Raw genomic sequence first — 12,968 nt, forward strand, 5'->3', positions numbered from 1 at the left:
TCATTTCCGTTTACAATAGTGGATATTAGGAGTGATTTGGATGCAAAATTTACAGATATTAATCGTGGAAGATGATGAAGCCCTCGCCAAAAGCGTTGCTAGTTTCTTAGCACCAATTGGTGAGGTGAGCATTGCAACTGACGGTCTTACTGGTCAACAAATGGGCCAGGACAACATTTATGATATTGCCATTTTAGACTTAATGCTACCGGAAAAAAACGGCTACGATATTTTAAAACATTGGCGGACAGAGGATCACCTCAGCCTCCCTGTTTTGATCCTAACCGCAAAGGATACGATTGCCGATAAGGTCCAGGGCTTTTCCAATGGTGCGGATGACTACTTGACTAAGCCATTTCATCGGGAGGAATTATTGCTCCGGGTCAAAGCGCTATTAAAGCGCGCCGGTCACCTGGGCGATAACAACCAGTTGAGCGTTGGCGCCTTTCAAGTCGACCTGGGCACCCGAACGATTAAAATCAATGACCAACCGGTTAAGCTAAACGGTAAAGAATACGATTTGCTAGTATACTTTCTGCAAAACCCAGATATCATAATTACCAAGGATCAAATTTTTGATCGCCTCTGGGGATTCGATTCGGAAACCACGTTAACGGTGGTCGAAGTCTACATGAGCAACGTCCGTAAGAAAATCAAAGCCGTTTTAGGATTCCAACCCATTAAAACCATTCGGAGCGTTGGGTACCTATTTGAAACGGAGGAATGATTGATGAAGGCTAACAATCCGCAAAAGCAACAACAATGGCGGTTATTCATAAAGGAACTGATTGCATTTGCGCTCCTCTTTTTAAGCCTCGGGCTAATTATTTACCTCTTCTTCAGTCAATCGGTTTATCGAAACATTGACCATAGTTTAACGGTGCAAAAACATCAATTGACGCAAAAGAACCCCCGGGCCAGTGTTGAAAAGGCCCCGCCCCGGTTCCAAAATGGTCGTGACTTTTCTCAACCCCCATCGGTCAATAGTCCGTTTCGGACGAATGAAATTATCTTTAATTCCAAGGGGAAAATTGAGAACGCAGCTGCCTTAGGAAACCGAACTTATCAACTATTTAGCAAGGCGAAGTTAAATCCTAATAATTTGAACAAAATTCAGGACATGACCCTCACCTACAATAATATTACCAGCCACTTCCGCTCGCTATTGATCAAGGTCCCTAATTCCAATCCAGATAAGCGGACTGCTGGTAAATATGTATTAATATTGGAAAACGTTGATAGCGACCTCTTAGCAATTAATAGTTTTAAGAACGCCCTCATCGGAACCCTTTTGGTCTTCTGGCTCCTGGCAATTGCCGTGGCCTTTCTGCTTTCGAAGTCTAGCATGAAGCCCATTATTAAGTCTTGGCAACGACAACGTGAATTTAGTTCTAACGCTGCGCATGAGTTAAGAACCCCATTGACGGTCATCCAAAATCAAATGGAATCAATGCTCACTAAACCGAGGGCGACCATAATGAGCGAAATCGACGCTGTTTCAACCACGTTAGATGAAACCCGGCACTTAAAAATTTTAACGGATCGCCTCTTGACCCTGGCCAGATCTGATTCAGACATTATTCAAATTAGAAAGCATTCGGTCGATTTAAAGCCGTGGTTTGAATCCATTCTGCCACCCTACTTGGAAATTGCCACCAGTCAAAATAAGGCCTTTACCTCTTGGATTGAAACCGATGCAACGGCAGACATCGATTCCGATTTAATTCGCCAGTTGGTCACCATTATTTTCGACAACGCGTTCAAGTACACCAAGTCTGGTGATAGTATCGGCATCACCGTTTTAAATGATGATAGGAACTTTACCATTCGAATTAGCAACACCGGTGAAAAAATTCCAGACCGCGATAAAAAACACATTTTTGAACGGTTCTATCGTACCGATAAATCCAGAAACTCTGCCACCGGTGGCCACGGCCTGGGATTAGCGATTGCCCAGTGGATTGTAACCGAACACCACGGAAAAATAGCGGTCCGCGATCAACAACCCAAGGGCACCATTTTTGAAATTCAAATTCCATTAGCATAACGGGAGGATTGAATCACAGATTCAATTCTCTTTTTATTTTGTTTTGAGATTTTTAGTTAATGTGACAATCTATTAATCACAAAATCGCTTGCGTTCATATTTAGATATGTTAATATATACATATGAAATAAATAACATATAAAGGAGATTGAATATGATTAATGCAATTTTAACTGGAATTACCGCTTATACTTCCACTGGAATTGACTACATTCTAATTTTAATGACCGTCTTGACTTTCTACCACACTACTAAAGAACGCACCAAGGTCTATCTAGGCGATGTTTTGGGCACCATCTTCCTCGTGGGCGTTAGCCTCATCTTCTCCCTTAGCGCGCGCTTGATTCCAGAAGAGTGGATCCTGGGTCTTTTAGGAATTGTCCCTATCATTATTGGTTCATACATTCTATTTAAGCTCGGTACGAACGACGAGCAAGAACAGGTAACCAAGCGCCTTTCGAAGCAAAACCTAATTTTAAGCGTAACGATTATCACGATTACGACTTGTGGAGCTGATAATATCGGCATTTACATCCCCATTTTTGCGCAGGTGAACCACTGGAGCGAGTTATTAGTCATTCTAATTACTTTCTTTGGCATGTTAAACCTCTTTTTCGCATTGGCCATCTTATTTCTGAAGCTCCCGGTAGTTGAAACGCTACTCCAAAGGTACGGCGATATTTTTACGGCGGTCGTATACATTGGAATCGGGCTATTTATCATGGTTGAGTCTGGTACCGTTACGAAGTTAATTCAATTGATTGCCTAATTTAAAAGGGCCGTTGAAAAATTCAACGGTCCTTAATTATCCATAATCAAACCAGCTTTGCCTCAACTAACTCCAGTAACTCCTGGTGGTTAAGGGGCTTCATTGCCGGACCTAAATAAACCTTGTTGTTGTCCGACAACCTAACCCCCAATCGGCTGACCACGTGGGGATGGTGTGATAGCCACTCAAACGCTATCGAAACCTTTTGATCACGATTAGTGTTGCCATCGTTGTAGAGTAACGTTAGTAGTTCGTTTTCCGATTCCGAAGGAAGTGAGAGGCGATTTGATAAGTATGCATGCAATGCCACGGCGTTATTATGTTGCGTATTCTTTGCCCCGTAGAGTAAAATTACATCACCAGTTTTAAGGTGTCCGGCAACCAGCTTTACAAATTCAGTGGTAGCGGGGTTTTGATCCAGTTCTTGAAAGTAACGGACCTGAAATTCTGGGAATTTGGCATCCACGTGTTCAAACCACTCCCGTAGTTGTGTTGATGGTGCGATTTGTTTCGCCCAGTTATCTAGCTTAGCGGCGGTCTTCGATATGCCGCGGGCCCACTTTCGATCAACTAAAATTCGGTACCCGGTTAAATCCAGTGGTTTCGTATAAATTCGCTCAATTTTTAACAATTACCGTTCAGCCCCCAATCTGATCAACAAAAAATGGCTAGTCCTATAAACTGGACTAGCCATTTTAAATTCAAATTAATCTTGACTATCGTCTTGATTATCTTTTTTATCGAATTTATCCTTAGCTTCATCAACCTTTTCGTCAACGAAATCCTTAGCCTTACCTAAAAATCCTTCGGCTTTGCCTTTGGCTTCGTCTAGCTTATCGCCAGAAACCTTACCCTTAGCTTCGTCGAACTTACCCTTTAATTTATCTTTTTCATTTTCTAAACTCATAATAATTCCTCCTCTAACCTTTAATCTACCACTATTATAATTCATTTCATCAAAAAGTTAACAATATGTGCTCACCATTCTAAATCGATTTATGAATTAATCAACACCCTTTAGTGCCCCTAGCATATCAATATTTTTAATTTTGCTAGCCATTAAGAACATTACCATAAATGCAAAGATAATGGTTAAACCTGCTGATGTTGCAAAGTTAGTCCACAATAACGTTAAATCAACGTGAGCATTATCAGGCGGAAGGGTTTGCATAATAAAGTTGTGCAACCAGGCTCCGCCGACGAAGCCGACTAGGATCCCAACAAACGTTAAAATAAACGTTTCACGGAACACGTACATAATAACTTCGCCCGGATAAAATCCTAATACCTTAATGGTAGCAAGTTCCCGTTCGCGCTCGGAAACGTTAATATTAGTAAGGGTAAACAATACTACAAAGGCAAGTGCTGAAGCTGCAATCGTAATGATTAAAACAATGTTATTCAATCCCCCTAGGAGGTTATCGACCATCTTCTTAGCACCATTCGATTGAATGGACGTCAATGCTGCTGGCTGTTGATTCAGATCACTCGCCACCCGGTTAATATTACCGTCAGAGCGGTTATTAAGTTTCAACATGTTGGCGTTATATGCTACTCGTTTCCCAAATCGGTGGTGATAATAATTAGCGTTCATGTAAACCGAATGCCCAACGTACATCTGGGTAATGCCACTAACTTTAATCCGGTAATGTTTACCAGTACTATTGGTCAAGGTAATGTGGCCGCCCACCTTGGTATTAGTTAGGTGGGCTAACTTATCAGTAATGATGGCTCCGTTGTTACTTAGCCGAATTGCCTTGTTGGAATCTGGATTTTGTAAGGTAATAAATTGATTTAGTTTCGTTGGTTGCTTTGGAACCATTAACGAAACGCTCTGGTTATTAGTAGCCCTAGGTTTAGCAGTCAGTCCTTCATAATAAATCTGGGTCTGATACTTAATTCCTGAAGTGTTGTTCACTGCCCGTTCGTAAGCTTGCTTTTGCTTAGTAGTGGCACTGGGATTGAAAATACTAATGATATCGTAATGGACAATCTCATGGTACTGCTTGGTGTTCACTCCACTGAGTGAATCGCGCATCCCAAAACCAGTAATCAACAGTGCCGTACACCCCATCACCCCTAGAATAGTCATCATCATGCGCAGCTTAAACCGAAAAATATTTCTAAACGTTACCTTATAATTAAATGATAGTCGTTTCCAAATGAATGGGACCCGCTCTAGTAAAATCTTGGCTCCCCGTTTTGGCTTCTTTGGTAACATTAAGGTCGCTGGATATTCCTTCAATGACCGCCCAGCAACATACGCACCTGGAACGGTGGTACATACTAGCGAGATTAAAAGTGAAATCAAGATCCACTTCACTGATATCAATGCGTGAAAGTCAGGAACCGAAAAGTTCGCTGAATAGGTCTTAAAAATTTGGGTTGGCAAGAACGTGGTCCCAATCCACGCCCCCAGTCCAGTTCCAATCAATCCGGATAAAAAGCCATAACTCAAAAACACCTTCATAGTGTCAAACTTGCTGTATCCCAGCGCCCGTAAAGTTCCTAATTGAATTCGACTCTCCTCACCCATTCGAGACATCGTAATTACACAGACCAGGATTGCTACGGCAAAGAAAATAATTGGGAACGAGTTTGATAATAAATCAATTTTTCTGGAATTTTCGCCATATTCATTGTACCCCAGGTTATAGTCGTTTCGACTTTGAATCTGGTATGTAACCCGGTTGCCGCTATTTAGTTTGTTGCTAGTCGTTTGTAATTTTTGCTTCGCCTGATCAATTCGCGCTTGGGCTGCTTTAATTGGGCGGTTCGCTTGCCGCCGTTGCGTCGCTGATAATCGACTGGCGCTGGCGGATAGTTGGGTCCGCCGCTTATTCAAGGCAGTTTGCTGACGTTTTAATTCAGTAGCTTGTTGATTAATTTTATGCTTAGCACGATTAACCAATGCTGCTTGCCGTAAGTTAGCACGATGATTCAAACCCCTTTGACTATCATTAACGTTTTGCTGAATTTGATTTTCAAATTCGTTGTCGTAACTACTGCCGCGCAGGTTATTATAGTCAAGTTTAGCAACCGTTGGCTGATAGTTCTTAAATGCCGCCTTGGTAATTACACCAAAGGAATTTAATTCACCAGTTCCAGCGGTGGTCGTGCCTAGATTTTGTTTGTTAATATAGTCGCTAGAGGTTACAAACCCAACAATTTTAAAGGTGGTCTGCTTTAACCCGCTGACCTTGCTTTGGTTCTTATTATTGGCGAACGTAATCGAATCACCAATTTGATATTTTCCCCGTTCGCTATTATTAAGGGCAATTTCATTTGCCGCCTTAGGTAGCCGACCCTTCGTAACGTTATTAGTGGAAATTTGGGAAGTATTCGATAATAAACGTACAGTGGTGTGCGTATTTTTTATCACTGCATCCCGATAAGTACTAAATTCTGCTTTTGAAACATGCGGCAGTTGTTTAATATATTTTTGATCCGCCCTCGTAAAGCTGGTGTTTCCTTCAACGTAGGCATCAGCCATTTTATGGGCGGTGTAGTAATTATTTCCCGTTATCCGCATATCATGTCCCGTGACCTTCAACCCCACTAAAACGTAAACCCCGAGGCTGATTAAAATGACAATGGAAATGAAGCGGGCAAACGAGAATTTAAACTCGCGAAAGATATTTTGATTCAAAGTCTTCTTCATTGCTGCCATCCCCTACCACTCAATTTTTTCAACGGAAACCGGCTTTTTGACGACTTTATCTTCCCTTACCTTTCCATCACCGATTTCAATCACGTGGTCGCCCATGGGCTTAATTGCTGCATTATGGGTAACGATAATCACATTTTTATTAGAATTATGGCAAAAATCCTGCAATAACTTTAATACCTTCTTACCAGTGTGGTAATCCAGCGCTCCGGTTGGTTCATCACACAGTAAAATCTCTGGATTTTTAGCAATTGCACGCGCAATTGACACCCGTTGCTGTTCCCCACCAGATAGTTCTGATGGAAAATTATCCATCCGCTTAGCAAGTCCAACGTCATTTAGAACTTGTTCACCATCTAATGCATCTGGTGCAATTTCTGAAGCTAACTGGACGTTTTCTAGCGATGTGAGGTTTGGAATTAGATTATAAAATTGGAAAACAAATCCGATTGAATGCCGCCGGTAAGTCGTTAACTGCCTTTGATCATACTTAGAAATATTCTTTCCATTAATAATCACATCTCCCTTGGTGTTAGTATCCATTCCACCTAGGATATTAAGTAGGGTTGATTTTCCTGCACCTGAGGCCCCGACAATAATCGTTAGTTCACCCTTTGCCAGTGAAAAGGAAATATCATCATTTGCCCGGGTCTCATTTTCACCACTCCCGTAAATTTTATAGCTATGCTTTACATCAATATATGCCAACATTAATCCCTCCTCAATATGTAACATATGTCTAACAATTTTAATGATATCACATTAAAAATAAAAATGTTAAGTTCAAAAGAGTAATTTTTACAAACAACAAAAATTGGGCATTTAAGCTACCAATCGATATTAACTGGTTGGTACGCAAATACTGGCAGATGGTTCGGTTAAATTGTTCATCATCTTCTAACACTAAAACATTAACCATCATAATTCTTCCCTTCATATTAAAATTAGCTACCCATTTTAATTAAGGTAGCTAATTCGTTATTATTCAATCGCTCCCTCGTCAATTAATTTATAACTGAAATTATAGCGAACGAGTATTGGTAAAATGTTAATCAAATGTTGCTGAAATATTAAAATCCATCTTTTCTGAAAAAATGACTCCGAATCAAAATCACGATTCCAATTACCACCAAACAGCTCCCGATGCCCATACCGAACAACCCGGTTGAAGAAGAGGCACTTGGGGAGTGCTCGTAGGATAAAATCACGTATTGGGTCATCACGATGGCAACCAAGCCATCTGCAATGTTCAAAGCCTTTAAGAACAACAGGATGGGACTATTGAACTTCCGAGTTTTAAACCAGCCAACGACTGATGAGATAATTTTTATGAACCCCATCAAGGCAATCATTTCAATTACAAGTTCACTATAGGATTGGTTACTGCCATATGTATACATGTACCCAGAAATCCCAGCCAGGGCAAAGCCTAAAAGACTATACAATAGGCCGCCTTCCCGAAGGTATAAGTCTTCCTTCGCAATTCGTTTCGCAGCGGTTAGGTTCTGCAGCCGAATTTGGGTATACCGGCGCAAAAAATACACCCTAGTAAAAAATAGGATTAAATAGTAAAAGCCAAAGATCAAAAACCAATTCGATAAGTAGAAAATCCCTAATCCAATCTTAAAAATGGCAATGATCGCACTGGTAAAGGTATTAAATAGGCTAAACAGTGCTATCCGATCCGCTTTATTAATAAAGTGGCGCTTAATTTTTAATTTTATCAATAGTTGATCCAATTTGTTTTTCATGAAAACACCCTTGATTTATTGTTATATTCATCTCTAGTATACCAAATTATCAAATAACTAATATTTGTAAGGAGCAATTGATTGTAATTAAAAACACGAGTAACTTATAATTGATAATAATTATTACACGGAAGGAATGATTTACATGGTTAAAAAAGTGTTATTAACTCCTGGCATCAACCGGTTTATTAACGAACGAATGAAGGAGCATGGAATTGAACCGGTCGTAATTGCCAGTCAAAAACCAGAAGACATCTTAAAACTAGCAAATGACGTAGATGCAATTATTTTAATGTCAGGAGCATTTCCCAACGCCATGTTTGACCACCTCCATAACCTTAAAATCATTGCTCGGCAGGGAATTGGCTATAACAATATTGATTTAGACGTTGCTGCTAACCACGGGGTGTGGGTATCCAACGTTCCCGGGGGGAATGCGCGGGCCGTGGCCGAGGGGGTAATCAACGATATGTTGACCCTAGCTAAGGATTCCTACAACGTTTCTAAAGAAATGCGTGAGGGCAACAGTGCGTATGGACGCGGCGAACTAGTCACTGAAATCAGTCACAAGACACTTGGCATCATTGGCTATGGGAGCATTGGCCAGTTAGTTGCTAAAATGGCAGCTGCCTTTGACATGGATATCCTGATTTACAACCGTACTCCTCGTGATAGTCCTTACGGCAGCATGGCGACTAAGGAAGAAATCTTTCAAAAAGCCGACTACGTATCCCTGCACCTGCCAGCTACGAAACAAACCATTAATACGGTGGCAATGGAACAACTTAAAATGATGAAAAAGTCAGCATACTTATTAAACCTCAGCAGGGGCGCACTGGTTAATCAGGACGATTTGGTCACAGCTTTACAGGACCACGAAATTGCTGGTGCTGCACTCGATGTCTACGAAACTGAACCGCTGCCGATGAATAGCCCCCTGCGAAACTTCAAGAATGTTTTTATCACTCCCCACTACGCTGGCCACACTGAAGAAGCTTGGGATTACATGGCCAATCGAGCTTTAGATAATATTCTAAACGTTTTGGATGGTAAGGACCCCGTTACACCGGTTAACAAAATCAGGTAACTAGTGGGTTACAAATGCTTAGCGAAATTACTAAAAATAACATTAAAGGAATTAACATGAACTCAATTTTATTTAAGGACCACCAGTTTGATTTTGATTCGGATATTAATCAATCTGTTGTCAACGACGACTGCCTCGTTTTCTTCAATAATGATGTGGAAGTTCTGATCTACATTAGTATCGAAGATGGTCAATTGATTTTGCGACCACGAAATGGCGTTTCGTTCCAAAAAACCGGCACGCGTAAGTATCAAATTATTAAGAATCGATAGGAGTAATAAATGGAAAAAACACATTCAATTGGTAATTTCAAAATCACCTACGATAACGAAGATACACCACTAGTCTTAAACCATGATCAAATGGAAGTGATCTTTTTGGATTACGCATATTCCAGCGTGGTTTTAAAAATTAAATTGGTTGATGAACAACTATCGTTCACCATTCCAAATGCATCACCAGTTCAGGATGCAGTTCAAATTTTAAGAGTTTCTGACGTTGAATATCGAATCGCGACTGAATAAGGGAGATAATCATGAAAACAGTGCGGATTAAAAACTACTCTTTTCAGTACCCTGAGGATAAGCTGATGTGCTTTGCAGACACGAATAACGATCGGATTGCATTTATTTGTAATGATGAAACCACGTTAGTTATTGATTTCATTGATTGTAATTTAACTTTTCATCCCGAACAGCTTATCGATATCATTGAAGAATCAGAAAATAATTATCAAATTAAAACGGTGGATTAACTAATGCAAACAGTCACAATAAATAACCGGACCTTTCACTATCCAGATTTAACGATTTATTTCTATGACCGACAAATTGAACAAATTCTTTTTATAGCCACGATTGAAACGGATGACGAAATCATTGCATATGATGATCCTCAATTAATCGTTGAATTTAATGGGGATGAGGTTATTTTTAAACCAATTTGGAACGTTGTAGTAAAGCAAGTAAGTGCTAACGAATATGTTTTAGACGAACGATGAATCTTGTACTAATCATTCCAATCTACTGCTCTTTAACGATCATATAAACAGAAACTAATATCATTACCTGTGATAATAGTTGTGCCCCAGTCATTAATGGACCTATTAAAATGTTTTTCCAAAAAATCGTTATAATGTTAAACAGCACTGCTAGCACTAAAAGGATTCGTTTATCGGACCTTTTCATGAATGTCATTCCCTTCCAACGGCCTATCTGGAGTTTCGTTAGGAATGTACCTTCATGCTTGGATCATAAACCTTTGCTTGGCGTTACCACTCCAATTAATTATCGTGGGACCCATTTGTAGATCATTATTAAGTAAGATCCAAGGTAAACGGTAATTAAATTCGCCAGGGGGATCTCAATCTGACATTAAACTATTCAGATGAACCTAGTAAAAAGGGGTACGCAATTATTACCCATGACTGGAAATTAAGTAAGACTTATTTACAGAACTACCAACAATCTTTGCAAAACTAAAGTAAAAAAACAGGACATGGTTTCAAACCGTGTCCTGTTTTCTATTTAGATACCAATAATCCCCTATTTAACTTTCATTTGGTCAAATTGTTTAGCTAAAACTCTAAAATAATTAATAAAGGCGTTCCAAGCATCATTGATTGATGAGTACTTATCACCAGAAGTGGTAAAGGAAAGTAGCATTTTTTGATTTAAGTTATTACTATTTGCGGTTGCTGCTTTAATTGACGTTCCATCAAATGAAGCATTGATAGCGGCTTGCTTAAGCTGAGCATTATTCGGAAACCGATTATAAAATGCTGAACTCAAGTTACCAGCAGTTTGCCAAGCAGCAGCTAGTGCAAAACTCCCAGAAATTTGGTAATGTGAATGAACATATTGATCATAAGCATCTTGATTAGTAGCCATGTCATCAGCCATTTGATTTAACAGCTTACTAAAGTCAGCATAGGTGGCGTTATCTGGCAGTTGATAACGGTTTGCAAAAATTCCTGATAAACCATTTCCGGATTCCCCAACGTTATTTTCAGCAATTGGACCAAACTCGCTAACGCTGTACTTAGCATAAATAGGCTTTAACGCAACGTTACTATTAAAGGAATCAATATCAGATTTTAATTGACTCGCCGACACCGTAATTGGACTATTATTCTCTGTCGATGAATTTGCATTCGTCTTTTTAACGGTGGTCTTCTTAGCAGTGGTCTTCTTTTTTGTACTAACTTTGGAATGCTTCTTAGTGTTCTTTTGCTTATTATCCTTATGCTTACTACTGGAAGCAGCATTAGCAACCAAGTTCGGTTCATGATTATAATTCAATGCGGTGTTCAACCCAATTGCCAAAAGCATCGATAAAGTAGCCTTAGTAATCAATTTAAAAATTTTAGCGGTGCTATAATTTGTCATATGTAAATCACTCCAAGATTTTATTTATATAGAAATAAAATTATACTATTATTATATATTTGTCAAATTATTAACCCCGATACTTATCCTCAAACCTAGCCAAACCCTTCAAATTATCATACTGAAATGGAGCCTCATCAATGAACTGATCAGCATTAAACTTAAAACTATGATCTTGCATTTCAACCACCAATTTAGAAACCATATTTCTATTTTTAAGATGAATTGACTGAATCGATTCACGATTGATTAGTTGATTGTTACCACTAAAATTTTGTCGTAAATCAAGCCCCAACATCACGATTCCGGCATCTTCAAATGATAGGATGAATCTTTCAGCAAAAATCATTTGAACCCAGCTCCCCAACATTAGCCCCATTACTTCCCCTGGTAATTTGCTAACAATTAAAACATTGTCGATCGTGTTACTGAGCCCCAATGAACGTTTATACTCTAAAATTGACGTTTCATGGTAGTCAGTACGCATTTTTTTATTTTTAGAATTCGTTGGTTGAACATTTAAATTCACTAGTATTCCCCCTATTAAAATAATATAATTAGGATATCAAATATATAAAGTGGTGATAAATATGAAAATTAAGCAAATAATCTTTGTTATGGCAACTGCGTTATTAACGCTCAGTTCTAGCGCAAATGCTGTCAATGCTGCTAAGGCCAAACCATTTACATACACTCAGGCTAGTAAGTACGTTAAACAGGCCTATGATGTAGATGCACTCACTAATTCCAAATATAATAAAAAGAGCGGTAACACCACTAGGGTCGTTGTTAGAATTGGAACTACCAATAGCTATGGTTATTATAATGTTAAACGGGTTGGTAAAAGTGCTCACATTTCCAATGGTCTATTGATCGTAAAGGGTAATAGTTACACTCTTGCCAAAGTCATGAACAATCCAAAGGTTGTTAAGGCAGATTAACCTGCTGATGCTCCCATCCCAAACCTAAGCAATAAAACTGATAAGATTAATTATAAAATAGTATAATAGAAATATTACTACAATCGATATTGATTAACGGAGGGATTCCAATGGGAACGTTTGTAATGGTCAGCCAATTAACCGGTTCGATGTGGATAAAGGTTGTCTGTGGTGCACTTGCAATTTTAATCGCATTGTTCGGCCTTCGGCTTGCTAAAAAAAATAATAGCAAATTGGATCGTGTAATTTGGATCGGATTTCTTATTATTGGCATTGTAATGCTCGGATACGGGGCGATCAATCTAATCTGATAATTAAG

17 protein-coding genes and 1 pseudogene are annotated in these 12,968 nt (G+C 39.3%); 11 read left to right on the top strand and 7 right to left on the bottom strand.

What is annotated here, in order from left to right; genetic code table 11:
• The first annotated feature begins 40 nt into the window (after nt 1-40).
• The 3 genes from HZL42_RS08450 (at nt 41) to HZL42_RS08460 (ending at nt 2,816) form a co-directional block, all read left to right on the top strand.
• Complete coding sequence (locus tag HZL42_RS08450; protein WP_219283225.1) at nt 41-727, top strand: response regulator transcription factor; 687 nt, start codon at nt 41-43, stop codon at nt 725-727.
• A 3-nt stretch (nt 728-730) separates the two neighbouring features.
• On the top strand, nt 731-2,047 hold the full coding sequence (locus HZL42_RS08455; protein WP_219283226.1) for a cell wall metabolism sensor histidine kinase WalK: 1,317 nt from the start codon (nt 731-733) through the stop codon (nt 2,045-2,047).
• Between the two features lie 154 nt (nt 2,048-2,201).
• Nucleotides 2,202-2,816, top strand: coding sequence for a cadmium resistance transporter (locus HZL42_RS08460; RefSeq protein WP_219283227.1), 615 nt, complete (start codon nt 2,202-2,204; stop codon nt 2,814-2,816).
• 265 nt (nt 2,817-3,081) lie between these two features.
• Here the strand turns inward: HZL42_RS08460 and HZL42_RS09035 are convergent.
• The 5 genes and pseudogenes from HZL42_RS09035 to HZL42_RS08485 form a co-directional block, all read right to left on the bottom strand.
• Nucleotides 3,082-3,447, bottom strand: a pseudogene (locus HZL42_RS09035) (DUF488 domain-containing protein); the annotation flags it as partial.
• A 75-nt stretch (nt 3,448-3,522) separates the two neighbouring features.
• Entirely contained in the window at nt 3,523-3,723 is a 201-nt protein-coding gene (locus HZL42_RS08470; protein ID WP_219283229.1) for a CsbD family protein, read from the bottom strand.
• Nucleotides 3,724-3,819: 96 nt separating this feature from the next.
• Nucleotides 3,820-6,486 (bottom strand): FtsX-like permease family protein, encoded by a 2,667-nt coding sequence (locus tag HZL42_RS08475; RefSeq protein WP_255552620.1) that lies wholly within the window; start codon nt 6,484-6,486, stop codon nt 3,820-3,822.
• 3 nt (nt 6,487-6,489) lie between these two features.
• Nucleotides 6,490-7,194: an ABC transporter ATP-binding protein gene (locus tag HZL42_RS08480; protein ID WP_219283230.1), complete on the bottom strand. Its 705-nt coding sequence runs from the start codon at nt 7,192-7,194 to the stop codon at nt 6,490-6,492.
• A gap of 359 nt (nt 7,195-7,553) precedes the next feature.
• Nucleotides 7,554-8,234: a hypothetical protein gene (locus HZL42_RS08485; RefSeq protein ID WP_219283232.1), complete on the bottom strand. Its 681-nt coding sequence runs from the start codon at nt 8,232-8,234 to the stop codon at nt 7,554-7,556.
• Nucleotides 8,235-8,379: 145 nt separating this feature from the next.
• On the opposite strand from HZL42_RS08485, the gene HZL42_RS08490 reads away from it, so the two are divergent.
• From HZL42_RS08490 to HZL42_RS08515, 6 genes are all read left to right on the top strand, one after another.
• Entirely contained in the window at nt 8,380-9,321 is a 942-nt protein-coding gene (locus HZL42_RS08490) for an NAD(P)-dependent oxidoreductase (RefSeq protein WP_219283233.1), read from the top strand.
• 14 nt (nt 9,322-9,335) lie between these two features.
• The gene (locus tag HZL42_RS08495) at nt 9,336-9,593 is read left to right on the top strand and encodes a hypothetical protein (RefSeq protein WP_219283234.1); all 258 of its coding nucleotides are present in this window, start codon (nt 9,336-9,338) and stop codon (nt 9,591-9,593) included.
• A gap of 9 nt (nt 9,594-9,602) precedes the next feature.
• A complete protein-coding gene (locus tag HZL42_RS08500) occupies nt 9,603-9,845 on the top strand; it encodes a hypothetical protein (protein ID WP_219283235.1) in 243 nt (80 codons plus the stop codon).
• A gap of 11 nt (nt 9,846-9,856) precedes the next feature.
• Nucleotides 9,857-10,075 (top strand): hypothetical protein, encoded by a 219-nt coding sequence (locus HZL42_RS08505; protein WP_219283237.1) that lies wholly within the window; start codon nt 9,857-9,859, stop codon nt 10,073-10,075.
• A 3-nt stretch (nt 10,076-10,078) separates the two neighbouring features.
• On the top strand, nt 10,079-10,321 hold the full coding sequence (locus tag HZL42_RS08510; protein WP_219283238.1) for a hypothetical protein: 243 nt from the start codon (nt 10,079-10,081) through the stop codon (nt 10,319-10,321).
• A 189-nt stretch (nt 10,322-10,510) separates the two neighbouring features.
• Nucleotides 10,511-10,663 carry a DUF2798 domain-containing protein gene (locus HZL42_RS08515; protein ID WP_219283239.1) on the top strand — a complete coding sequence of 51 codons (153 nt, stop codon included), beginning with the start codon at nt 10,511-10,513 and terminating at the stop codon, nt 10,661-10,663.
• 202 nt (nt 10,664-10,865) lie between these two features.
• Here the strand turns inward: HZL42_RS08515 and HZL42_RS08520 are convergent, their stop codons facing one another.
• On the bottom strand, nt 10,866-11,708 hold the full coding sequence (locus HZL42_RS08520; protein WP_219283240.1) for a hypothetical protein: 843 nt from the start codon (nt 11,706-11,708) through the stop codon (nt 10,866-10,868).
• A 70-nt stretch (nt 11,709-11,778) separates the two neighbouring features.
• Nucleotides 11,779-12,237 carry a hypothetical protein gene (locus tag HZL42_RS08525; RefSeq protein WP_219283241.1) on the bottom strand — a complete coding sequence of 153 codons (459 nt, stop codon included), beginning with the start codon at nt 12,235-12,237 and terminating at the stop codon, nt 11,779-11,781.
• 88 nt (nt 12,238-12,325) lie between these two features.
• On the opposite strand from HZL42_RS08525, the gene HZL42_RS08530 reads away from it, so the two are divergent.
• Complete coding sequence (locus HZL42_RS08530) at nt 12,326-12,649, top strand: hypothetical protein (RefSeq protein WP_219283243.1); 324 nt, start codon at nt 12,326-12,328, stop codon at nt 12,647-12,649.
• Between the two features lie 110 nt (nt 12,650-12,759).
• On the top strand, nt 12,760-12,960 hold the full coding sequence (locus HZL42_RS08535) for a hypothetical protein (protein WP_219283244.1): 201 nt from the start codon (nt 12,760-12,762) through the stop codon (nt 12,958-12,960).
• Nucleotides 12,961-12,968 lie beyond the last annotated feature (8 nt).

Source organism: Lactobacillus sp. Sy-1, from assembly GCF_019303535.1.
GTDB lineage: Bacteria > Bacillota > Bacilli > Lactobacillales > Lactobacillaceae > Nicoliella.